Annotated in this window: 18 protein-coding genes and 1 pseudogene; 8 read left to right on the plus strand and 11 right to left on the minus strand. The window is 54.2% G+C overall.

The features are described 5' to 3' along the window. Positions 1-428 precede the first annotated feature (428 nt). The 4 genes and pseudogenes from ACW9E7_RS10390 (at position 429) to ACW9E7_RS10405 (ending at position 4,878) form a co-directional block, all read left to right on the plus strand. Positions 429-2,558 carry a putative bifunctional diguanylate cyclase/phosphodiesterase gene (locus ACW9E7_RS10390; RefSeq protein ID WP_458727739.1) on the plus strand — a complete coding sequence of 710 codons (2,130 nt, stop codon included), beginning with the start codon at positions 429-431 and terminating at the stop codon, positions 2,556-2,558. 92 nt (positions 2,559-2,650) lie between these two features. Continuing rightward, complete coding sequence (locus tag ACW9E7_RS10395; RefSeq protein ID WP_115875325.1) at positions 2,651-3,883, plus strand: sensor domain-containing diguanylate cyclase; 1,233 nt, start codon at positions 2,651-2,653, stop codon at positions 3,881-3,883. A gap of 74 nt (positions 3,884-3,957) precedes the next feature. Then, positions 3,958-4,098, plus strand: coding sequence for an Ecr family regulatory small membrane protein (locus ACW9E7_RS10400; RefSeq protein WP_143345725.1), 141 nt, complete (start codon positions 3,958-3,960; stop codon positions 4,096-4,098). A 217-nt stretch (positions 4,099-4,315) separates the two neighbouring features. After that, a pseudogene (locus ACW9E7_RS10405) lies at positions 4,316-4,878 on the plus strand (DJ-1/PfpI family protein). Between the two features lie 98 nt (positions 4,879-4,976). On the opposite strand, the gene ACW9E7_RS10410 reads toward ACW9E7_RS10405, so the two are convergent. Next, entirely contained in the window at positions 4,977-5,732 is a 756-nt protein-coding gene (locus ACW9E7_RS10410) for a hypothetical protein (RefSeq protein WP_133294543.1), read from the minus strand. A gap of 120 nt (positions 5,733-5,852) precedes the next feature. After that, positions 5,853-7,469, minus strand: coding sequence for a peptide ABC transporter substrate-binding protein (locus tag ACW9E7_RS10415; RefSeq protein WP_458727740.1), 1,617 nt, complete (start codon positions 7,467-7,469; stop codon positions 5,853-5,855). 185 nt (positions 7,470-7,654) lie between these two features. Here ACW9E7_RS10415 and mpaA point away from each other — a divergent pair, with 185 nt between their 5' ends. Beyond that, the gene (gene mpaA, locus ACW9E7_RS10420) at positions 7,655-8,368 is read left to right on the plus strand and encodes a murein tripeptide amidase MpaA (RefSeq protein ID WP_214575916.1); all 714 of its coding nucleotides are present in this window, start codon (positions 7,655-7,657) and stop codon (positions 8,366-8,368) included. Here mpaA and ycjG read toward each other — a convergent pair. Next, the gene (gene ycjG, locus ACW9E7_RS10425) at positions 8,359-9,324 is read right to left on the minus strand and encodes an L-Ala-D/L-Glu epimerase (RefSeq protein WP_458727741.1); all 966 of its coding nucleotides are present in this window, start codon (positions 9,322-9,324) and stop codon (positions 8,359-8,361) included. The genes mpaA and ycjG overlap by 10 nt on opposite strands. A 107-nt stretch (positions 9,325-9,431) precedes the next feature. On the opposite strand from ycjG, the gene tpx reads away from it, so the two are divergent. Both tpx and ACW9E7_RS10435 read left to right on the plus strand, forming a co-directional pair. Further along, positions 9,432-9,938: a thiol peroxidase gene (gene tpx, locus ACW9E7_RS10430; protein WP_023335907.1), complete on the plus strand. Its 507-nt coding sequence runs from the start codon at positions 9,432-9,434 to the stop codon at positions 9,936-9,938. Between the two features lie 275 nt (positions 9,939-10,213). After that, positions 10,214-11,422 (plus strand): aldose 1-epimerase family protein, encoded by a 1,209-nt coding sequence (locus ACW9E7_RS10435; protein ID WP_133294546.1) that lies wholly within the window; start codon positions 10,214-10,216, stop codon positions 11,420-11,422. A 37-nt stretch (positions 11,423-11,459) separates the two neighbouring features. Here ACW9E7_RS10435 and tyrR read toward each other — a convergent pair whose 3' ends face one another. From tyrR to ACW9E7_RS10450, 3 genes are all read right to left on the minus strand, one after another. Beyond that, entirely contained in the window at positions 11,460-13,001 is a 1,542-nt protein-coding gene (gene tyrR, locus ACW9E7_RS10440) for a transcriptional regulator TyrR (protein WP_458727742.1), read from the minus strand. A 112-nt stretch (positions 13,002-13,113) separates the two neighbouring features. Continuing rightward, a complete protein-coding gene (locus ACW9E7_RS10445) occupies positions 13,114-14,166 on the minus strand; it encodes a TIGR01620 family protein (protein WP_458727743.1) in 1,053 nt (350 codons plus the stop codon). Continuing rightward, the gene (locus tag ACW9E7_RS10450) at positions 14,163-15,560 is read right to left on the minus strand and encodes a YcjX family GTP-binding protein (RefSeq protein WP_458727744.1); all 1,398 of its coding nucleotides are present in this window, start codon (positions 15,558-15,560) and stop codon (positions 14,163-14,165) included. Before ACW9E7_RS10450 ends, ACW9E7_RS10445 begins: the two co-directional genes overlap by 4 nt. Before the next feature lie 155 nt (positions 15,561-15,715). On the opposite strand from ACW9E7_RS10450, the gene ACW9E7_RS10455 reads away from it, so the two are divergent. Further along, positions 15,716-16,726, plus strand: coding sequence for a LacI family DNA-binding transcriptional regulator (locus ACW9E7_RS10455; protein ID WP_458727745.1), 1,011 nt, complete (start codon positions 15,716-15,718; stop codon positions 16,724-16,726). Positions 16,727-16,760: 34 nt separating this feature from the next. Here ACW9E7_RS10455 and ACW9E7_RS10460 read toward each other — a convergent pair whose 3' ends face one another. From ACW9E7_RS10460 to ACW9E7_RS10480, 5 genes are all read right to left on the minus strand, one after another. Next, positions 16,761-17,675: an OmpG family monomeric porin gene (locus ACW9E7_RS10460; RefSeq protein ID WP_136194961.1), complete on the minus strand. Its 915-nt coding sequence runs from the start codon at positions 17,673-17,675 to the stop codon at positions 16,761-16,763. 66 nt (positions 17,676-17,741) lie between these two features. Beyond that, entirely contained in the window at positions 17,742-18,824 is a 1,083-nt protein-coding gene (locus ACW9E7_RS10465; protein WP_115875346.1) for an ABC transporter ATP-binding protein, read from the minus strand. A gap of 13 nt (positions 18,825-18,837) precedes the next feature. Further along, positions 18,838-19,503 (minus strand): beta-phosphoglucomutase, encoded by a 666-nt coding sequence (pgmB, locus tag ACW9E7_RS10470; protein ID WP_302235380.1) that lies wholly within the window; start codon positions 19,501-19,503, stop codon positions 18,838-18,840. Further along, positions 19,493-21,772: a glycoside hydrolase family 65 protein gene (locus tag ACW9E7_RS10475; RefSeq protein ID WP_458727746.1), complete on the minus strand. Its 2,280-nt coding sequence runs from the start codon at positions 21,770-21,772 to the stop codon at positions 19,493-19,495. The genes pgmB and ACW9E7_RS10475 overlap by 11 nt, the downstream gene beginning before the upstream one ends. Next, a complete protein-coding gene (locus ACW9E7_RS10480; protein WP_458727747.1) occupies positions 21,766-22,824 on the minus strand; it encodes a Gfo/Idh/MocA family protein in 1,059 nt (352 codons plus the stop codon). The genes ACW9E7_RS10475 and ACW9E7_RS10480 overlap by 7 nt, the downstream gene beginning before the upstream one ends. Between the last annotated feature and the right edge of the window lie 5 nt (positions 22,825-22,829).

Raw genomic sequence — 22,829 nt, forward strand, 5'->3', positions numbered from 1 at the left:
GCACTTAGACTTATAGCATTGGCCCAGAAGTTTTTCATCGCAAACAACGCTTGTTTTTTGTTTCGCCGTTAGCATCCTGAGATTTACCTTAAGTCAGATTAAAAGAGCATATTAGCAAAAATGTTCTACTCAGCATGCTGCAATACTGGTTTCCAGCCATCTTAAGCGATAGTATCGCCCGCGGTGAGACGATACGATCGCACTCATATTTAAGGAGCTTTGCTACTGTTATTCGTTCTTGTTTAGCAATGCTTAATACATTAACAAAAAGAATATATTTTATATTCTTGATGAGTTTTAGAGTATTAATATGACTGGTCATTATTCACGATAAATAACTAATATGGTTTGAATGCGCATGTTCGTTGCCCGATAAAGATGTACCCGGCAGGCGAAATCGGTAACCCTCTCAGGCGTGGGATTGCATAATGCTCAATATATCGTGGGACCCTGTGTTAATCGCTATCTCTTATCTGGTGGCGTTTATTGCCTCATTTGTGGCGCTGGACAGCGCCGGAAAGATCCCTCTCTCCAGCCGAAAGGCTGCACTCTTCTGGCGGATTGCCGGTGGGGTCACGCTGGGTATTGGCATCTGGTCGATGCACTTTATCGGCATGCTGTCGATGCAAATGCCCATGATGATGAGCTACGACCTCTGGTTAACCCTTGCGTCACTGGGCGTCGCGGTGATTGCGTCGACAACGGCGCTTAATATTGCCGTCACGGGTAAAAAACTTTCCCCTTTTCGACTGATCTTTGCCACGACGCTCCTGAGCGCTGGCGTGGTGTCTATGCACTATATCGGTATGGCAGCCCTGATGCTGGATGGCAGCATCATCTGGGATCGACGCATTGTGGGGTTATCCGTGGTCATTGCCGTTGTTGCCTCAGGTACGGCGCTGTGGCTGGCTTTCCGACTGCGCGATAAACATAAAGGCGTCTTTATCGATCGAATTATCGCGGCCTTCGTTATGGCTGCCGCGATTTGTGCGATGCATTATACCGGCATGAGCGCCGCGCAATTTCAGGAAATGGCGCATGCCGTCCCCGGAGGGATCGGCGAGCTGGGTTTATCCATCTGGGTTTCAGTCACCACGCTCTGCCTGCTCGGCGTGATGTTAATCATTTCACTTATCGATTCTCACCGGCGCACCAGCCGGCTGACGGATAATCTGCAGCAGCTCAACCGTCAGCTAGAGCTGCAGGCGCGTTTTGACGCACTCACCGGGCTCGCAAACCGCCACCAGATGGATCTCCGCATGCAGGATTGTCTGCGCAGCGCGCTGCTGAGCAAGAAGCCATTTGCGGTTATTTTCCTGAACGTCGATCACTTCAAACGCGTTAACGATACGTGGGGTCACAGCGTCGGTGATGAGTTATTGATCGCTGTCGCGCAGCGCATCACGGCAAGGCTCACGCGTGAGATGACCCTGGCAAGACTGGGAGGTGACGCCTTTATCCTGCTGGTGCCTGAATGTGATGACGACAAGCTCAGCGCCCTGCTCACCGCGTTGCTCGAAGATGTACGACGCCCTCTGTCGATATGCGGGCATACGTTAAGCACGACCATCAGCGCGGGCGTCAGCCTCTATCCTCAGGATGGCGAAACGCTGCATGAGCTGAAACTCAAGGCGGATGCAGCTTTACACCGCGTCAAGGAAGATGGCCGTAACGGCTGGGCGATTTACCGGGCCGAGATGTCAACAGCGATCCCGGCGAAACCCGGCTTTCTGCAGGAACTCTCGCAGGCGCTTGAACGGGATCAGTTTGAACTCTGGTATCAGCCAACCTGGCATGCGGGAGAGAAAACAATTCATGGTTTTGAAGCCCTTCTGCGCTGGCGACATCCAGAGCAAGGCGTTGTATTGCCCAATCTGTTTATCCCCTCGCTGGAACAAACAGGCTTAATTATTCCGGTAGGTAACTGGGCCATTGAAGCCGCCTGTCGACAGCTTCATTTCTGGACTGAACAAGGGTTCAGCCAGTGGACGTTGTCGCTCAACCTATCCCCCGTTCAGTTCGAACAGCCAGACATTTTCCAGATCATCTCGTCGATGCTGGAAAAATATAACCTGCCTCCGTCCCGACTGATCCTGGAGGTAACGGAAAGCACCGCGCTTAAAAATCTCGACCGCAGCATTGAGTTGCTTAACGCGTTTAATCATGCGGGGATCGTCGTCTCGATTGATGATTTTGGTACGGGCTATTCCAACCTGCTGATGCTTAGCGTGCTTCCCGCAAAAGAACTCAAGATCGACAGAAGCTTTGTCACATCGATGCTGGGAAATGAAAAAAGCTACAAGCTGGTCGAGACCATAATCAGTATCGCCCGGACCATGGAGATGAATGTGGTGGCAGAAGGGATCGAGACGGAAGAACAGCAGGCGGTCCTCACCCGTCTCGGCTGCGATTACCTGCAGGGGTATCTTTTCTCCCGGCCCTTACCTGCCGAACAGGTACCGTGGCTACTGCTGCAGATAAACTCAGACAAACAGATTATCCCCATTAATAAAATTCAAACGGACCCCGCATTTATTTCACAAAAAAATCATGCCTGACGGGGTTAAGTGGAGTATGTTTCAAAGGAGTACACGCGAGTCAATTCTGGCATGATTGTCAGGCACATGTTGTCGATGAACAGGAAACGCCTATGTCGCAACCTTGTTTTGATGCGTTGAATGTAATTAAAACACCCGTGTGGCTCGTTTCACCCGTGTCGGAAAAGATCATTTTTGCGAATGTGGCAGCAAGGCAGCTCATGGGGGATAAAACCCTCGAGGACCTTCGCAAAGGGATCTATTCTGCCAGGGCGCAAACCCTCCTGACGATGTATGTACCTGAACTGAAAACAGAGCAGGAGATCGTCGAAATCTGGACGGCTAGCCGGGATGGACAGGACACGCCGTTAAGCTGTCGGCTCTCGCTCGCCCACTACGCTCCCTGGGGAGATGTGATTGTTTTCGAAGGCATCTCCCAACAAATGCTCTCAGGATTGAAGGCAAGCCGTTCCGCCACCTATCGACGGAAAAAACAGGGTTTCTATGCGCGCTTTTTTCTGACCAACAGCGCCCCGATGCTGTTAATCGATCCGGCCCGCGACGGGCAAATTGTCGATGCAAATCTGGCCGCACTCAATTTTTATGGTTACTCACATGATGACATGTGCAGTAAGCATACCTGGGAAATCAATACGCTGGGGCGAGATGTGATGCCCATTATGACTGCGATTGCCGCGCTGCCCGGTGGTCATAAGCCGCTCAATTTTATTCACCGCCTTGCCGATGGAACCACCCGCCACGTTCAGACGTATGCCGGGCCCATTGAGATTTACGGCGACAAGCTGATGCTGTGCATCATCCACGATATCACCGAGCAAAAAAGGCTGGAGCAGGAGCTGGAACATGCCGCGTTACGTGACTCCATGACGGGACTACTCAACCGGCGCCAGTTCTACGCAATTACCGATCAAAGCAACCGGAATAAACTTCCTGCGCAGCAGCAATTTAGCCTGCTGCTGGTGGATACCGACCATTTCAAAAACATTAATGACCTGTTCGGTCATCTGAAAGGCGATGAGGTTCTAATCGCCCTTTCCCGAACGCTGGAAGCCTGTAGTCGGGAGGGCGACATGGTGTTCCGCTGGGGTGGCGAAGAGTTCGTTATCCTGCTGCCGCGTACCTCTCTCGATACCGCCCTGCAGATTGCCGAGTTAATCCGTGCAGCCGTTGCACGCATCACGATTCCGGGCTTGCCGCGGTTTACCGTCAGCATTGGGGTGGCGCGGCACAATCAGGGAGAGAGTATTGACGAGCTGTTTAAGCGTGTGGACGATGCCCTGTATCGCGCTAAAAATGACGGACGCAATAAAGTCCTTGCTGCATGAAACTGGAGTATCCGGAAAAGCCCCGCTACAATGCCCACCTCGAATCAATTAGCTTCAGGTGGGTAAAAGCAGCAATGGGAAAAACTGAAATAATACTCACCTTTATTATTTTGCTCCTTATTATATTTGGCTTCTGGTTTATTTTTAGCGGTGAGATCTGGTATCTCGTAGAATTCCTTGAAAATAGCCTTTACCCGACCTTCGACGCACTGTAACGCACGTTTAATCGCTTGTTTCACCTACCGAATATGTCAGGTATCTGCTTGTCTTACTGCCGCGTAAAATATACGGCGTTATCCTCCAACAACGTTGATAACGAATCATTTATTCATTTGCTTATGTTGCCCGTGCTCTGACGGGCTTTTTTATTTCCGGCAATTCAGCCATGCCAGGCTATATCTTAATCATCTTTATTGAAAAAGGTGAGGAATGATGAGCAAGAAGATCCTGATGCTGGTTGGCGATTACGCCGAAGATTACGAAACCATGGTGCCTTTTCAGGCTTTGCAGATGATTGGCCATCAGGTTGATGCGGTCTGCCCCGACAAACCGAAAGGCGACTACATCATGACGGCAATCCATGATTTTGACGGTGCCCAGACCTACAGCGAAAAACCCGGTCACCGCTTTACCCTCAACGCCGATTTTTCAACCGTAAAGGAGCAGGATTACGACGCGCTGCTCATCCCCGGCGGGAGAGCCCCCGAGTATCTGCGGCTAAATGAGGACGTGTTAAAGCTGGTACAGGCATTTGACGCCGCGCGTAAGCCGATTGCTGCGGTGTGCCACGGCCCGCAGCTGCTTGCTGCCGCGGGCATTCTGAAAGGACGAACCTGTAGCGCCTACCCGGCCTGCGCACTAAAGTACGTCTCGCGGGTGGACACTACGCCACTATCGGCATCGATCAGGCCCATGTAGACGGCAACCTGGTGACGGCTCCCGCCTGGCCTGCGCATCCGCAGTGGCTGGCGAAGTTTAGTGAGTTGTTAGAATAGCCCACCTCTGCTCCCGCCAGCTCCGCATGGGCGGGAGCGATATCTCAGACAAAGCCAAAAAAATAGTATGTATGGAGCACTGGTTAGCAGGGAATTATTTACTCATTCTGGCGACGCCATTGCGCTTCTCTCTCTCGCTCCTTTCTTCGAGCTTCTTCTTTTTTACGATACAGCGGTGGATAATAAATATTTCCCCAGTCCCATTTGCCGAACCAGACATTCATCAGGGCGCTAAATACAATGATAAGGACGATATAAAATATAACAAAACCCTCATCACCACCCAGATTAAAAAGATCGCTGGCTAAGGAATGCTGAGCGTGACTGAACCAGTGCGGATGGTAATCAAGTATCATAAAAAACAGGATACCAAAAAGTAAATCGCCAACTTTGAATCTTTCAGTGAATTTACTGCGCCAGGCGGAATCATGTTTTTCATAGTAATTAAGTAAAAACTGATTATTCTCTTCCAGTGCTAAATCAAGGACTTCTCTTGAGGGTACCTTACCCGGGTATCTCTCGTAATCGCTCTGCGGGCGAAGAATATCCGGAAAGATGCTGCTGTATATGATCTCATTCAGCACTTGCCTGAAGAGACTGGCGACAAAGGGCATGAGGGTTGTGGCTATCAGCCCCAGAGCCGCCAGCGCGACGCAGAAGAAACCAAGGTGTTCGGTCCAGCTAATGGCCTGTATGGGCCAGGTCAAAATCCCCTGTCCGCTGTAAGCCAGCAGCGCCAGATCGGCGAAAAGGACAATATAAATAAAGCGTATAATCCACTGCCATTCCCAGATTTTATCCATAATGCCTAAGCCTGCCGGAAAAGAGGGTTTATCTTTCTTTTCTTCCGTCATAATTTATCCCTGCGATTATATGTGAAACAGACATCTTTTCTGGAATAAAGAAACTGGCGCTAAATGCGCCAGTTCTTAATGTACTCTCATTAACGACAGTTACCGCATAATCCGGGCTCGTCAGTGCTTCTCAATATACATGGTCCGGCTATACGCCACGTCTTCCGGGTTATTAATCGGATATCCTTTAACCCAGGGCTTAATCAGGCGACCGTTGGTGTACTGATAAATTGGCGCGATAGGTGCTTTCTCCATAAGGATTTTCTCCGCCATGTTGTAGTCCGTATTACGCGCTTTCGCCGTGGTTTCCAGCGTCGCCTGGTGAATAATTTTATCGTAAGCCGGATCGTTATAACGCGAGATATTGCCGCTGTGGGTTGAGGTCAGCAGGGACAGGAAGGTCGAAGGCTCGTTGTAATCACCTACCCATGACGCGCGGATCACATCAAAATTGCCGGTGTTGCGGCTGTCGATATAGGTTTTCCACTCCTGGTTTTGCAGTTTGACATCCACACCAAGATTTTTCTTCCACATGGACGCCACCGCAATGGCGATCTTCTGGTGGTTTTCCGACGTGTTGTACAGCAGGTTCAGCTTCAGCGGACGCTGAGGACCGTAGCCTGCGGCCTGGAGCAAGGTTTTCGCCTGAGCGTTCAGCTCCTGCTGCGACATCTGCTCGAACGGTGAAGGGTCAGGGGTGAAACCCGCCGTCACGTCAGGGGTGAAATGCCAGGCCGGCTTCTCGCCGGTACCTAACACCTTCTCTGCCATAATGCGGCGATCGATAGTCATGCTCAGCGCAAGACGCACCCGGGCATCGGCCGTCGGGCCCTTTTGCGTGTTAAACGCATAGTAATAGGTCCCGAGCTGAGGCGGCGTATACACCTGTCCCGGAATGTCCTTCAGGAGCTTCTGATACATGTTTTTCGGGAACGATTCGGTGATATCAATATCCCCCGCCAGATAGCGCTTAGTGGCGGACGATTCCTGGTTAATCGGAATGAAGGTCACTTTTTGCAGAACAGTTTTCGCGTTGTCCCAGTAGTGCGTATTCGGCACGACAACCAGTTTTTCATTCACCACGCGGTCGTTCAGGACGTACGCGCCGTTACCCACCAGGGCGCCCGGACGCGTCCACTCTTTGCCGCTTTCAACGTTCGCTTTTTGCACCGGATAGAAGGCAAAGTTCGCCGTCAGGTTGCTAAACCACGGGAGCGGTTTGTCCAGCTGGACGCGTAAGGTTCTGGCATCCACCGCCGTCACGCCCAGGGTATCTGGCGCCGCTTTGCCATCGATAATGGCCTGCGCGTTGTTTATGCCTGCCAGCGCCGCAAACCAGGCAAACGGAGACGTGGTTTTCGGGTCAACCAGACGCTGCCAGCTGTAGACAAAATCCTGCGCGGTGACGGGCGTACCGTCAGACCATTTCGCGTTATCGCGCAGGGTAAACGTCCAGATACGGTTATCGTTGCTCTGCCAGCGCGTCGCCACGCCCGGGGTCAGCTCCCCTTTCTCGTTCTGATTCACCAGCCCTTCGAAAAGATCGCGAATCACCTGAATCTCGGGTAATCCCACCGCTTTTGCCGGATCGAGCGAAGCGGGTTCGTCTTTAATATGCCTGACCAGCTCCTGTTTTTGCGCCAGTACCGTGCCCTGGGGCACATCAGCAGCGTACGAGAGTGTAGAGAGTCCGCACAGGTACAGTGCAGCGCAAAGACGCAAAACAGGATGCTTCATAAGATCCCCTTTAATGAATTCAGGTAACAAGCAGATGCGTAATTATTTGTTTCGAAACAGAGAAATGCAAATACCTTACGCCTGAATAGTGATTTGAGGCAATTCTCAAGCGTTACGGAAACTATTTGATTAACAGCGGGTTTTGCACAACACTGCCAGTAGAGACTTCTTTATCAGGATTTCGTATGGCAATCACCCGACCACGAGCGGAGCGCGGGGCCTTTCCGCCGGGCGCTGAGCAATATGGCCGCTCATTTTTAGGCGCATCGCTGATCTGGTTCCCGGCGCCCGATGCCGATCGCAACAGCGGTTTGATCATTGCCGGCACGCACGGAGATGAGAACTCGTCCATCGTCACGCTTTCCTGCGCGCTGCGGACGCTGACGCCTTCATTGCGACGTCACCACGTGATTCTTGCCGTCAATCCGGACGGCTGTCAGCTTGGATTACGGGCGAATGCGAGGGGCGTTGACCTGAACCGTAATTTCCCGGCGGCAAACTGGCGCGCCGGCGAAACGGTTTATCGCTGGAACAGCTCCGCCGAGGAGCGGGACGTGGTGCTGCTGACGGGAGACAAGCCCGGCTCCGAGCCGGAAACGCAGGCGCTGTGCCAGCTTATCCATAAGATCCACCCCGCCTGGGTTGTCTCCTTCCACGATCCGCTGGCCTGCATTGAAGATCCGCGTCATTCCGACCTGGGCGCGTGGCTGGCGCAGGCTTTCGCCCTGCCGCTTGTCACCAGCGTGGGCTATGAAACACCCGGATCGTTCGGTAGCTGGTGCGCCGATTTGAGCCTGCCCTGCATCACCGCTGAATTCCCGCCGATTTCCTCCGACGAAGCCAGCGAAAAATACTTAAACGCGATGATGGAGCTTCTGCGCTGGCAGCCTCAGAGATGAAGCACGCCGCTGGTAAAATTAAGCGCCGGTGAAACGTCAACCGCCAGCCACGTCGGGCCGTCCAGATCGGCGAAACGGACCTGATTGACCAGCGGCAGCGCCGCGCCGATCGCCCGTGATGTGCAGAGCATGCATCCCAGCATCAGGGAAAAGCCCTGCGCCTGCGCTTCCGCCGCCAGGGCCAGCGCCTCTGTCAGCCCGCCGGTCTTGTCGAGCTTGATATTGACCATCTCATAGCAGCCCTTAAGCGCGCTCAAATTCTCGCGGGTATGACAGCTTTCATCCGCACAGACGGGCAGCGGATGGATAAAATTCTTCAGCGCCGCATCATCCTTCGCTGGCAGAGGCTGCTCCAGCATCGCCACGCCCAGGTCAGCCAGCAGCTGGCATCGGGCGGCAAGCCCCTCGGGATGCCACGACTCGTTGGCGTCAACAATCAGCGTGGCCGAGGGAACCGCCGAGCGAATGGCAACCATCCGCTCGCTGATCAGGCGATCGTCGAGCTTCACTTTTAACAGCGTGGCCCCGGCGTCATAGAGCGCTTTTGCGCTGGCGGCCATCTGCTCCGGCTCACCAATCACGACCGTTTGCGCCGTCACGACGGACTCAGGCAGCACCACACCCAGCAAGGACGTCAGCGATTTTTGCTGCTGAGCGGCTTCAAGGCTCCAGAGCGCACAGTCGATAGCGTTACGCGCCGCCCCGGCGGGCAAACGCTGCTGTAACGACTCACGCGGGAGACCTTTTTGCAGGTCAGGCACAAGGGTCATGATCTGCGCCATCACCGACGCGACACTTTCTCCGTAGCGAGGGTAAGGCGTACATTCCCCAACGCCTTTAAACCCCTCTTCTTCGATTTCGACTACGACCACGCTGGCTTCACTACGACTGCCGCGGGAGATCACAAACGGGGTATGCAATGGCCAGGCTTCTTCATAGACCTTAACGCTTCTCATCACTGACTCCTTGCGGCCCGGAAAGGCGAAAAATTTGGTTTGCCGTGTTATCCGCTGATGGCATACACTAGCCCCGACGTTAACTATATGTAAACAGGAAGATATCTATGTCACAACTCGTTCATTTCCAGGGCAACCCGGTTGCTGTTGCAGGTTCCATTCCGCAGGCTGGCAGCAAAGCGCAGGCTTTTACTCTGGTGGCTAAAGATCTGTCTGACGTCACACTGGCTCAGTTTGCGGGTAAACGCAAAGTACTGAACATTTTCCCAAGCATTGATACCGGCGTTTGTGCCGCGTCCGTGCGTAAATTCAACCAGCTGGCGACTGAAATGGACAACACCGTTGTGCTGTGCATTTCCGCTGACCTGCCGTTTGCCCAGTCCCGTTTCTGCGGTGCTGAAGGCCTGAGCAACGTTATTACCCTCTCCACCCTGCGCAGCGCAGATTTCCTCGAGAAATACGGCGTCAGCATCGCGGAAGGCCCACTGAAAGGTCTGGCAGCACGTGCCGTACTGGTTCTGGATGAAAACGACACCGTTGTCTTCAGCGAACTGGTTAACGAAATTACCACCGAGCCGGATTACACTGCCGCGCTGGACGTGCTGAAAGCATAATAAGTACTTAGCATTCTATACAACTTATTCTCAACCTCGCCGCGGCGGGGTTTTTTATTGCGCTAAAGCTGAATCGTTAAATCATAAATGCACAAAAATCACATTAATCATGCAATAACTTAGAGAACATGTAACATAAGCGTGATCAAGAACGCATAATAATCGTTAAATTTCCCTATTTTCATCCCCAGTGAAGCACATCACATTTCCCTTTCTGCCTAAACATTAGATTTGCTTACGAAAGAAAATAATCGTTTCAGCAAAAAGGATAATATATGAAGATTAAATTCGCTTTTACGCTCCTTGCGGTACTGATTTCTGGCCATGCAGCGGCTAAAACCTGGGTGCTGACAAGCGCTGAAAGCAGCGTAGAGAAAGGAAACTGGAAGATTTCCAGTGATGAGCTGAAAGTTAAAGATCGGACGTTCAGCATTGAGCAAAAAGTCTTACACGGTGGTAAACAGGAAGGCAGCAAAGTCATCATAATTAGCAGCAAAGATGGCCTGACAATTACCCTGAGCCCGACCCGCGGGATGAACCTTCTGCATGTAGAAGGCTTTGGCACCCGACTGGGGTGGAATTCGCCCGTTAAAGAGGTTGTTAACCCGGCTTATATCAATCTTGAAAGCCGCAACGGTCTCGGCTGGCTGGATGGTTTCAACGAAATGATGGTGCGCTGTGGCTATGAGTGGACCGGGCACCCGGTCACCGCGGACGGGCAAATTTACACCCTGCACGGCAGGGCCGGTAATACCCCTGTTTCGCAGGTCGAGGTTGAAATCGCGGATGCCGCCCCGCATGAGATCCGCGTTCGCGGTTTGATCAAAGAGAGCACGTTTAAAAAATCGGATCTGCAAACCATGACCGAACTGCGCTACGTTCCCGGAACCAACCAGTTCAGCCTGCATGATGTTCTGACCAACCATGCGGATTACCCTCATGATTACCAAATCATCTATCACAGCAACTTCGGCACGCCGATCCTCGAAGAAGGTGCCCGTTTCCTTGCGCCGGCGGCGAGCGTGAGCCCATTCAATGACTACGCCAAAGCGGGCGTAAACGACTGGCAAACCTACGCCGGGCCGACAAAAGGCTTTGATGAGATGGTCTTTAATATTAAACCGCTGGCAGACAATAACCACGAAACGCTTGCGGCGGTGGTCAATAAAGCCGGAGATAAAGGCGCGTCAATCCAGTTTGATACCCGCCAGCTGCCCGTGCTGACCTTATGGAAGAACACCGACACGCTGAAGCAGGGCTACGTCACGGGCATAGAACCGGGCACCAGCTACGCCTACCCCGTCACGATCGAACGTGAGCAGAAGCGGGTTAAGCAGCTGCAGCCCGGTGCCAGCGCGCAGTTTGATCTGACCTATACCCTGCTCCACAGCCCGCAGCAGGTGAAAGAGGTTGAAAGCAGGATTGTGTCGATTCAGGGCGAGACAAAAACAGAAATCGTTAACACGCCGATGGCGAAGGAATAAACGTAAAGTAAAAAGCCTCTTTGCAGAGGCTTTTTTGTTATTCGTCACCTTTCTTATGATTCAAACCGTACTCACGCAGCTTGTTCGCGATCGCGGTGTGCGAGACACCAAGGCGTTTTGCCAGCTTGCGGGTGCTGGGATAGCTGCGGTACAGCTGCGTCAGCACTGAGCGTTCAAAACGGCTGGTAATATCATCCAGCGAACCTTCCATCGCCTCTTCCCCTACCGATACCGTTCCGGCGTCGTAATCCGGCAACAGGATATCCTGCGGGCGCAGTTCATACCCTTCAAGCTGGGTCAGGGCGCGATAAACGGCGTTTTTGAGCTGACGAATATTGCCCGGCCAGCCGTAGCGCATGAGCACCGTGCCAAGATCGGCTGACAGCTTCGGACGCGGCACACCCTGCTCGTCGGCAAAGCGGGCGACGAACAGCTCCGTTAGCGGCATGATGTCCTGCGGACAATCGCGCAGCGGCGGAATGTTCAGCGTCAGGACGTTGAGGCGGTAATAGAGATCCTCGCGGAAGATCCCCTTTTGCACCAGTTCAACCAGGTTTTTCTGGGTGGCGCAAATGACGCGCACGTCCACATGCACTTCGTGATCCTCACCGACGCGGCGGAAGGTTCCGTCGTTCAGGAAGCGCAGCAGCTTAGCCTGCATACGTGGCGACATTTCGCCAATTTCGTCCAGCAGCACGGAGCCGCCGTTAGCCTGCTCGAAGAACCCTTTCTTACCTTCCGGCGCGTGACCAAACAGCTCGCTTTCAACGGCATCTTCCGGAATAGAGGCGCAGTTAAGTGCCAGATAAGGCTTAGCCGCACGCGGGCTCGCCAGATGCACCGCGTGAGCCAGCAGGTCTTTCCCTGTGCCGGTGTCCCCGGTTATCAGCAGCGGCGCGGTCAGGCTTGCGAGCTTACGCGCCTGATCAACCACATGGCGCATTTTCGGGCTGACGGCAATAATCTGGCTGAACGCGCCAACGTCCTGACTGGAGAGGTTTTGCAGCTGGCGACCCATGCGTAGCGTCGAGCGCAGCATGATCACCGCCCCGGTGAGCATGCGAGTGTTCCCTTCCCCTTTCAGATAGACCGGCGTGATCTCCATCAGGAAATTCTGCCCGTTAATCACCACATGCTCGCTAAGCGTGTTCTGCGGATTGCTGTCCAGCCAGCGCTGGAAGTTAAAGCCGGGGATCAGCTGCGCGGCGTTATGATTGCTGAGCTTCTCCTGGCTCTGCGCGAAAAGCTGGCTGCTCGCGTGGTTAACGCGCTCAACTTTGCTTTTCAAATCCAGGGAGAGGAACGGTTCAGGCATGGCCTCCAGCAGCGCGCTCAGCGCCAGGTGCTCACGTTCAGAAGGCATCCAGGGAATGGTGCGTACATCCGTAACGCCAGCGATACGGCGGATTTCCGCCATCAGGCTGCTGAATGTATTAAATTCAATTTCGGCAAAATTGAGGTAAATTCGCCCGACAGGATCGATCTCAATGCCACGTAAATCAATGCTACGTAAAACAAGAAGATCGAGTAATTCGCGGGTCAGACCGAGACGGTCTTCACAGAAGACTTCAAGACGCATGGGAAATTCACCGTTTTAAGCCAGTAACAGTAAAATGATATGTCAGAACACGGTGATCGGGAAGATGGCTGTCAACAAATATTGACAGCCAGCACGATTAGTGAACAAAACCTCATGGAGCCGGTTTTTTATTGAGCGTCTCTTTGAGCTGGCCGATCAGCTCGCGTCTGAAATCCCCCAGTCGCGGCTTATCGCCGTCAATCCAGGGTAGCGGACGGCAGACCTCCATCGCTTTAATCCCCAAACGCGCCGTCAATAATCCTGCGCCAATCCCCTGGGCGGCACGAGCAGAAAGACGCGCCGCCAGATCCTGCGACATCCAGTCCATTCCCACTTCGCGCACCAGCTCACTCGCCCCGGCAAACGCGATATTGAGCAGGACCAGCTTAAACAGCCTGAGCCGACTGTAGTAACCCAGCTCTATGCCGTAAAGGTTCGCGATACGGTTGATCAGGCGCAGATTACGCCAGGCGATGAAGGCCATATCAACCAGCGCCAGCGGGCTGACGGCAATCATCAGGGTGGATTCTGCCGCAGAACGGCTAATCTCGCGCCGCGCCTGGGCATCCAGCACCGGCTGAACCATGTGGGAGTAGAGCGTCACCACTTCCCGATCGTTCTGGGTCTCATGGATGGCGGCGTACCAGCGCTGAAGCGCCGGGTGCGACTGATCGATTCCGGCCTGGCTGGCCAGCTTTTCACAGAAGGCACGGCCTTTGCCGGTGCCGTGACTGTGGAGCAGATCCCGCGCTTCATCACGCTCGTGCGCGCGCTGGCGCAAACGCCAGAGCCGACGCCACTCGGTGGTAACCGACCCGATGCCCGCCCCCACAATCAGCGCGCCTGCGGCACATCCGCCGAGCGCGACCCAGTCCTGAGTTTGCCAGGCATTCATCGTCCACTGCACGCCCTGCCCAACCACGCTTACGCCAAACAGCGCCAGACCGGCGGTGACCATCCTGCGCCACAGGCTTCGTTTTGGACGCAGAGCGGCTTCCACAACCGCCTCTGCCGGACCTTCCTCAACGGCGGGCTCCTCGATCAGGGCCGGGGAAAAGTTATCGGCCTGCGTGCCGCTGAACGTCTGCGCGGTTTTGAACGCCTCCTGAGGGTCGTGCTCAAGCGTTCCGGTAAAGTCTATGCGCGGTTTTAACGGTTCCGTCATCGCAATTTATCTCCAATCAAAAACTCCAGCGCCGCATCCAGACGGATGTGTGGTAAAGGCCTGTCGACACTCATTGCCTGCGGGCGGAAGGCTTCAAACTGGAAGCCCTGGTTCTGCCAGAAGGCCTGACCCGGCAGCCGCGCAGGCACTTCGCCCGGATAGACGGTAAGCGGTTCACCGTCGCTGAGCCGGTTCCCGCGTAATGCCGGTATTTTCTCGCCGTTAAGATCGATCAGCCCGCTTTGTGTCGCCTGCACGGACGCGAGCCCAAGGCAATCCATGCCGATCCCTTCGAAGGCGGCGTTTTGCCAGGCGTCCTGCACCAGCTGCTGCAGCAGCGATACCATATTGGCATGCTGGTCGACCGTGACGTGATCGGCCTTCGTGGCCGCAAAGAGCAGTTTGTCGATCACCGGTGAGAAAAGACGACGGAACAGCGTCCGCTGCCCGTAGTGAAAACTTTGCATCAGCTGCGTCAGCGCCAGGCGCATATCGTTGAAGGCCTGCGGCCCGCTGTTGAGAGGCTGCAGGCAATCCACCAGCACAATCTGACGATCAAATCGCAAGAAGTGGTTTTTATAGAATCCCTTGACCACTTTTTCACAGTAGTAATTGTAACGCTCGCGGAGCATCCCGGCGTTCGTGTGCTTATCAGCCTGCGCCAGCTTCGACTCACCCACCCCATCCACATCCGGCCAGGGGAAGAACTGAAGCGCAGGTGCGCCCGCTAAATCACCCGGCAGAACAAAGCGACCCGGCTGAATGAAGTGCAACCCTTCCTGCTTGCACTGATGCAAATACGCCGTCCAGGCTTCGGCAATGGCCGCCAGACGGTTTTCATCGGCCGGTGCAAGCGGATCCAGGCCTTCGCACAGCTGTCGCCATTTGGCCGACCACCCGGCGCGCTGCCCCTGCAACAACCCCGTCATCTGGCGGGACCAGCTGAGGTAGTCCTGCGCCAGCATCGGCAGGTCGAGCAACCATTCACCGGGGTAATCGACGATTTCAAGGTACAGCGTAGAAGTATCCTTGAAGTGGCGCATCAGGGATTCATTCGAGCGAAAGCGCAGCGCGAGGCGAATCTCACTCACCCCTCGCGTCGGCGTCGGCCACGTGGGCGGATCGCCGTAGAGCTGCGCCAGCCCTTCGTCATAGGTAAAGCGTGGAATACCAAAATCACGCTGAGGGACGCGCTTCACGCCCAGCAGGCGTTCTTCCCGCACCGCGCTGAGCAGCGGCAGACGCGCGCCGGCGTGCAGGTTCAGGAGCTGGTTTACCATCGCGGTGATAAACGCCGTCTTACCGCTGCGGCTAAGCCCCGTCACGGCCAGACGCAGATGGCGGTCAACGCCACGGTTCACCAGTGAATTGATTTCGTTTTTAAGTCGCTTCATCGCCGTCCTTCGTTGCCTGGAAGCCTTGAATGCATGGCTTCAGAATACAATAAATGGGGGCAGATCGTTGATTATCAATTCTTATTTATTGCTATTGCCGTTTTCTCTCCAGTAAGATGAACGACATTGCTGTCAGTCCGGAGTGAGTAAGGTGTATGTCACCCACCATCTATGATATCGCACGGGTTGCGGGCGTATCGAAATCAACCGTTTCCCGCGTTCTGAATAAACAAACGAATATTTCTCCCGAAGCGCGTGAAAAAGTGCTGAAGGCGATTGACGAATTAAATTATCAGCCCAACAAACTGGCCCGCGCCCTGACCTCTTCAGGCTTCGATGCCATTATGGTTATTTCGACCCGTTCAACCAAAACCACTGCCGGAAATCCTTTTTTCTCCGATGTCCTGCATGCCATTACGGCAAAAGCGGAAGATGAAGGATTTGACGTTATTTTACAAACGTCAAAAAGCAGCGAAGACGATCTGCTGAAATGCGTGAATAAAATAAAACAGAAGATGATCAAAGGGATCATTATGCTGAGCTCACCGGCAAATGAATCCTTTTTCACCACGCTGGATGCGTATGGCGTACCGGTGGTAGTTATCGGCAAAGTCGAAGGTGAGTTTCAGAATATTTATTCCGTCGACACGGATAATTTCCATGACAGCGCCATGCTGACCGAAACCTTTATTAAAAACGGACGCCGTAAAATTGCCTGTCTGCATGCCCCGCTTGATTATCATGTTTCGATCGATCGTCTTGCGGGCTATAAAGCCAGCCTGGAAAAGCACCATATTGCCCTTCACCCGGACTGGATCAGGGATGGCGGTTATACCCATGAGAGTGCGCTTACTGCGGCTCTGGAGCTGTTGTCTTCATCCACGCCGCCCGATGCGGTATTCGCTACCGACAGCATGAAGTTACTCAGCCTCTATCGTGCGGCGGATGAGTTGAATCTGATGATTCCAGAGCAGGTGGTGATAGCCGGATACAGTGACCCGATGCTGTCTCTCATTTTAACGCCCGCACCTGGCGGGTTTGATATCCCCACCCGAAAGCTGGGGGAAGAGAGCTGCGATCTTCTTTTCAGACGTATTGCAGGTCATCCCGCCCCGCAAAAAGTGCTGGTTGATACCCATTTTATACTGGCGGCCTCGCTGCGCTAAAACCAGGGGCTTAGCGCCCCTGGCGTGCTCTCGGTCAGAACGCGTAATTTACCCCAACGCCCGCATAGTGGAAGCGGTCGTTTTTACCCTCGTCATGGTTTTCCCATTCATAGGCGTATTCAAGCGTCATGGATAAACCGTTATTGAAGTTATAGGCGTACTGCATACCCAGGCGGTTGAAATTATGTCCTTCACGCTCGGGATCGTCCCGCCAGTCCCAGTTCGACCAGCGATCGAGCCCCAGTCGTGTGTAAGGCGTTAAGGTGGTCTGGCCTAACGAAATTGGCAGATAGGCACGAATTTCCTGGGTGGAGAATTCTCCGTTATTGCGGGAACCGTCCATGTTGAACCCGCGTTCTAAATAGTAATTCACTTTAGCAGCAAAGGTGTCGTTAATGGTCCAGGTAAAGCCCGTTTCGGTTTCGACGCGGCTGTCTGAATAGCCGGTTTTTTCCAGATCGTTAGCAAACTGATACATGGCAAACCAGCCGCCAAAACGCCAGTCGTCGGTTAATTTTATATCCCAGTCAGGCTGAATTTTGTAGCGCTGCATATTAGCGCTGCCGTCTCTGGCGCCGTGTTCATCCTTAAAGTGATAGCCGTAATTACGGAAGCCTCCGGTCAGACCGAACGTAAAATCATCTGTTCCGATAAAGCGATAGCGTAATTCAAATTCAGGACGATCGAAATAGGTGCCACGGGTCATGCTGCTATAATCAACCGGCCCTTCCTGATACATCGCCAGCGAAATAGTCCAGGCATCCCAGGTCGCATTAAACCACACGGAAGGTTCATATAACCCGTCTTTATCCTCCCCCTGGCCTTCGACGTTTTCTATTTCATACATCGCGCCAATATTAAATTCCCACTTTTTAGCGCTTTCTGTTGCGTGTGCGCAGCTAACCCCTGCGCACAGCACGAGCGCAGCACTTTTTAGTAGAGTACTCATCAAATATTCCCTTTATAAGTAACAAACAAAAAAACCGGAAATGGGTATTTCCGGCGAACACCTTTCTTATCTAATAGCCGCTTCGGTTTCAGCGTCGAAGAAATGGCACTTATTCATATCGAACTGGATGCCGATATTATCCCCAGCGGCATAATCATTCGCAGCGCCAGCACGAACAACCAGCTCATGACCGCCAACGGTGGCGTAGAGCATGAACTCCGCGCCGGTCAGTTCGGCTACGCTGACTTTCGCCTCGATATTTTTACCGCTGCTCTGCAGAGTGAGAATATCTTCCGGGCGGATCCCAAAGACCACGGCTTTGCGCTGATACCCTGCGGCATTCAGTGAAGCGAGCTTGTCTTCCGGGATCGCCAGACGCAGCGTTTCCGTAACGAAATAGCGGTCGTCGATAGCACCGCGAATGAAGTTCATGGCTGGCGATCCAATAAACCCTGCGACAAACATGTTTGCCGGTTCGTTGTAAACCTGCTTAGGTGCACCGACCTGCTGAATAATGCCGTCTTTTAAGATCACGATGCGGGTCGCCATCGTCATGGCTTCCGTCTGATCGTGGGTCACGTAAATCATGGTGGTGTTAAGCTTCTGATGCAGCTTGCTAATTTCAGCCCGCATCTGCACGCGAAGCTTGGCATCGAGGTTTGAGAGCGGTTCATCCATCAGGAACACGCCCGCCTCACGTACGATCGCCCTGCCTAACGCCACGCGCTGGCGCTGGCCGCCGGACAGCGCGCCGGGTTTACGCTTTAGGTATTCACGTAATCCGAGGATCTGTGCCGCCCAGTTAACGCGCTCTTCGATAACCGCAGGCGCAATTTTTTGCATCTTCAGGCCGAACGCCATGTTGTCGTAGACCGTCATATGCGGATAAAGCGCATAGTTCTGGAATACCATGGCGATATCGCGTGACTTGGCGGGCACATCGTTCATACAAACGCCGTCAATCACCAGTTCGCCAGCGGAGATCTCCTCCAGACCGGCGATCATGCGCAGCGTCGTGGATTTACCGCAGCCTGAAGGCCCGACGAAGACGATGAACTCCTTGTCTTCGATTTCGAGATTGAAATCCTTAACCACGTGGACCTGGTTATCATAGATTTTCTGAATGTTTTTCAGAGACAGTTGAGCCATTGTTAATTCCTTATCAGTACGTCCGGGATGCCCAAAACTCGGTAAGGCATTTCCAGGTCAGTTCCCGCGTTGAATGAAGCTGTAGTCCCGCATGGTTCAGGCCAGAACCCACACCAACCGACAGCATGCCCGCCGCGTTGATCGCCGCTACGCCTGCAGGTGCATCTTCGATGCCCATGGCCTCTTCAGGACGCACATTCAGGCCAGCACAGGCTGCAAGGAAGATCTCCGGATCTGGCTTTGAGCGGCGAATACGGGAAGCATCGGCGCAATAATCGAAGGCCTGATAAATGCCCAGCGCGTGCAGGATCCCAGGGGCATTCAGGGAAACGGAGGCGAGTCCAGTTTTGACGTTCGCTTTACGTATATCCGTCAGCACGTCACGAATACCCGGAAGCAGTGAATCTTCCGTCAGCGACGCCAGAGACTGGACATAAAGCGCGTTTTTTTTCGTCGCCAGCGCGAGGCACTGCTCTTCACTAAACATCCCCTCTTTCCCGCCATGCTTCAGGATGCGCTGAAGGGAATCCATGCGGCTAATTCCCTTCAGCTGTTCATTAAACACTTCGTCGAAGGTGATGCCGATTTCGTCAGCCACTGCACGCCAGGCCAGAAAATGGAGGTGTGCGGTATCGGTGATAACACCGTCCAGATCGAATACAACAGCCTTAAGCGTCATGGCGCCCCTCTGTGGTAGCGGTCCCACTTACAGGTGCAAGAAAATCCTTATAAGCGCATACCTTGCGCCCCGCTACGCGTAGCGTCTTGCCCCACAGCGTCAGAGTGACAGGTGTCGTCGTTTCAATGGTTAACACCTCATTTTCATAGGTGACGTGCAGCGTTGCGTTCCGCCAGCGCAGGGGGAAAGCAAGCCTTCGCCAGTGGGCAGGCAGGCTGGGCGCAAGGTGTAGTTCCCCTTCCACAATCTGCATACCGGCAAACCCCTGGATGACGCCGGACCAGATAGCGCCGGTCGCAGCGGCATGAATACCGTCATCGCAGCTGTGTGGATCGTCCCCAAGGTCAATGGCGACGCCATCACGCCAGAAGGCGTATGCACCTTCGGTGTCACCACAGCGGGCGGTCACAATGCCGTGTATGGCCTTACTCAGCGAAGAGTCATGGATCGTGCGGGGCTCGTAGAAAGCCAGATTGGCGGCACATTGCTGTGGGGTAAACCGCTCCGGCAAGAGGTAGGTAAGCATTACCACATCAGCCTGCTTCAGGATCTGCATGTCGTTTACTTCCGCGCGGGAGTAATCGAGCAGAATGGTCTGCTTCCCTGCTTTTTCTTTATAGCGGCTCAGGTCAATGGCTGGTTTCGCCATGAAGGTATCATCCTGCGGGATCACACCGTCTGAATTGGCCTCCGGCAGCCATAAGCGCGTCAGGAACCGCGTGGCATTCTCCGTAAAACGCGCATCTTCACGCCCAAACTGCGCCATAAACCGGCGCGCGCAGGCAACGTTATGCCACGCCAGATAATTGGTATAGGCGTTGTTGTTCACATGCTCGGTGTATTCGTCAGGCCCAATCACATCATGAATTTCCATGCGCCCGTCTACCTCCGTGGCGCGGCCCATCCAGAACGCAGCAGTTTCCATCAGCAGCGTCAGGCCTTCATTTCGCATAAAGGCATCATCGTGTGTCGCCTGCCAGTAAGCGACGACGGCCCAGGCAATGTCCGCCACGATGTGGTGTTCTGCCAGCGCGGAGGCCACCTTCTGGCGCATGCCGGTTCGGATGTTGATAGCCGCGAACTCCGGCGTTTCCTCTTTGCCGCTCGAGGCGCTCTCCCACGGGAAAAGTGCGCCCGGCCAGCCGTTGCGGCGGGCTTTTTCCCGGGCCCCGGCCAGGTTAAGCCAGCGATAGCGCAGAAGATTGCGGGCCACCTGAGGACGGGTGAAAAGATGGAAAGGCAGCAGGAATATTTCGGTATCCCAGAAGACGTGTCCTTTATACCCCTCGCCGGTCAATCCCTTAGCGGCAATGCTGCTTCGCTCATCATGGGCGGGCGTCATGGTGGTCAGATGCCAGACGGCATAGTCCAGCGCCATCTGATCGTCAGGAGCAGCAGAAGCCACTTCCACCCGGGTGTTACGCCATACGTCTTCCCATGCGCAGGATGAACTCTCCAGCAGCGAGGCATACCCCCTTGCCGCACAAACCTTGAGATCCGCCAGCGCCCTTCGCGCGAACGATTCCTGCGAAAGGGCTTTATCGCTGCGATGGGCAACCCAGACAATCTTATCCAGAGTGACAGTGTCACCTTGCGGTATCGTCAGGCAATAGTGGGCAGAGACCCGACGATTTTTGGCGGTGAAACAGCTGTCACTCTTCGCAGAGAGCTGACAAAACGCCGAAACAACAACTTCCGACGCCCGGTCCTGCGTTTCATACACACCCTGCATATAGTGCTGGTCGAACACCCTGACTGAAATTTCATCCAGATGCTGCCGGCCGGTATTGGTTTGTGTCGCATCAATGCCGGTTTTCATCACCACCTGTGAAGCAGCATCAAGCGGGGTGATCGCAAGCTGCATGGCCACCAGCGGCAGTTGATCCAGAGAGACAAAACGACGACTCTCCAGTCGATAGCGTTTCCCGTGGGGCGAGCGCCAGATCACGCTGCGACGAAGTTCGCCATTAGCAAACGCCAGCTCGCGCTGCCACTCGAGAATGTCCCCCGACAGAAGGGTAAAATTTACCCCGTCCAGCTCAACCTCAATACCGGTGATATCGGGCAAATTGACCAGCTCAGTGGTCTCGTTGCGACCAGCACGATGATACAGACCCGCAAGATACATGCCTCGGGTTTGCTGGGTGTAATCCTCTTCATGCGCAGCGCGGATCCCCATGTAGCCATTACCGCAGGCCATGATGGAGGCGTATTTATTCAGGCTGTGCGGACAAAAGCCCGGGTCGGTTAATACAGACACGTTTAGCATAACGTCACGCTTCCCCCTGTTTCTGCTGATTCATACAGCGCGGCGACAAGCTGCTGGATAATCAGCCCCTGCTCAGCATCAGCGATCATGACGGGCTCACCCAGCACATGGCGCACGAAGGCATCCATACAGCGCAGGTGGCGTTGGTCGTCAGCCTCTTCGCGCTGGGTAAGAGTTTTTAAAACACCAGCTTCGTCGTTGTAGATGTGCGCCGGGAACAGCGTGGCACCCGCCTTTTCACCGCAGAATGCGACGTTCATGATGGACTGCTCGCGGATATTGAGCGCAAACGACGTGTCCAGACGCAGAATGCCGCCGTTGCAAAATTCAATCGTGCCAAACAGAGCATCTTCGACGGTAAACTGCGTGGGATCCCACGCGCCAAACTGACCGCTGCTTTTACGGTTGCCCAGCCTCTGAAAGCTATGCGCGGTCACCCGTTTTACCGCCGGGAACCCCAGAACATACATTGCGGCATCAAGCATATGGATGCCGATATCAATCAGCGGACCACCGCCCTGTAGCGATTTATTGGTAAAAACGCCCCATCCGGGCACACCACAGCGACGCAGCGCCTGCGCCGACGTGAAGTAAATTTCTCCGAGCGTTCCGTTCATTACCGCATCGCGCAGCAGCTGAGTATCCAGGGCAAAACGATGGTGAAAATCATACGCCAGCACTTTTCCCGCCTTGCGCGCAGCCAGGCGCATCCGATCGGCCTCCTGCGGCGTCATAGCAGGCGGTTTTTCACACATCACGTGGCAGCCTGCTTCCAGCGCTGCCATGACGTGCTCGAAATGAAACCGGTTAGGCGAGCAGACGCTCACCGCATCCGGCTTAACCGCCTTGAGCATTTCTCGCGCATCCTGCCATGCCGAGGGAATACCATGACGTTCCGCAAACGCCCGAGCCTGTTCAGGGTGGCTGTCCATGACGGCCACCATCTGAACATCACTGCGCGTGGCGTAATACGAGGCGTGCACTTTATCCGCGACCTGCCCGGCGCCAATGATGGCGACGCGCAGAGGCGAAGGTGTAGAAGCACTCATCACGCTCG

The sequence above is a fragment of the Enterobacter sp. H2G27 genome, assembly GCF_054403075.1.

Excerpts from the sequence above, each read along its gene's own strand:
- ACW9E7_RS10390 (WP_458727739.1), top strand. The coding sequence starts at position 429 with ATGCTCAATATATCGTGGGACCCTGTGTTAATCGCTATCTCTTATCTG.
- ACW9E7_RS10395 (WP_115875325.1), top strand. The coding sequence starts at position 2,651 with ATGTCGCAACCTTGTTTTGATGCGTTGAATGTAATTAAAACACCCGTG.
- ACW9E7_RS10400 (WP_143345725.1), top strand. The coding sequence starts at position 3,958 with ATGGGAAAAACTGAAATAATACTCACCTTTATTATTTTGCTCCTTATT.
- ACW9E7_RS10410 (WP_133294543.1), bottom strand. The coding sequence starts at position 5,732 with ATGACGGAAGAAAAGAAAGATAAACCCTCTTTTCCGGCAGGCTTAGGC.
- ACW9E7_RS10415 (WP_458727740.1), bottom strand. The coding sequence starts at position 7,469 with ATGAAGCATCCTGTTTTGCGTCTTTGCGCTGCACTGTACCTGTGCGGA.
- mpaA (WP_214575916.1), top strand. The coding sequence starts at position 7,655 with ATGGCAATCACCCGACCACGAGCGGAGCGCGGGGCCTTTCCGCCGGGC.
- ycjG (WP_458727741.1), bottom strand. The coding sequence starts at position 9,324 with ATGAGAAGCGTTAAGGTCTATGAAGAAGCCTGGCCATTGCATACCCCG.
- tpx (WP_023335907.1), top strand. The coding sequence starts at position 9,432 with ATGTCACAACTCGTTCATTTCCAGGGCAACCCGGTTGCTGTTGCAGGT.
- ACW9E7_RS10435 (WP_133294546.1), top strand. The coding sequence starts at position 10,214 with ATGAAGATTAAATTCGCTTTTACGCTCCTTGCGGTACTGATTTCTGGC.
- tyrR (WP_458727742.1), bottom strand. The coding sequence starts at position 13,001 with ATGCGTCTTGAAGTCTTCTGTGAAGACCGTCTCGGTCTGACCCGCGAA.
- ACW9E7_RS10445 (WP_458727743.1), bottom strand. The coding sequence starts at position 14,166 with ATGACGGAACCGTTAAAACCGCGCATAGACTTTACCGGAACGCTTGAG.
- ACW9E7_RS10450 (WP_458727744.1), bottom strand. The coding sequence starts at position 15,560 with ATGAAGCGACTTAAAAACGAAATCAATTCACTGGTGAACCGTGGCGTT.
- ACW9E7_RS10455 (WP_458727745.1), top strand. The coding sequence starts at position 15,716 with ATGTCACCCACCATCTATGATATCGCACGGGTTGCGGGCGTATCGAAA.
- ACW9E7_RS10460 (WP_136194961.1), bottom strand. The coding sequence starts at position 17,675 with ATGAGTACTCTACTAAAAAGTGCTGCGCTCGTGCTGTGCGCAGGGGTT.
- ACW9E7_RS10465 (WP_115875346.1), bottom strand. The coding sequence starts at position 18,824 with ATGGCTCAACTGTCTCTGAAAAACATTCAGAAAATCTATGATAACCAG.
- pgmB (WP_302235380.1), bottom strand. The coding sequence starts at position 19,503 with ATGACGCTTAAGGCTGTTGTATTCGATCTGGACGGTGTTATCACCGAT.
- ACW9E7_RS10475 (WP_458727746.1), bottom strand. The coding sequence starts at position 21,772 with ATGCTAAACGTGTCTGTATTAACCGACCCGGGCTTTTGTCCGCACAGC.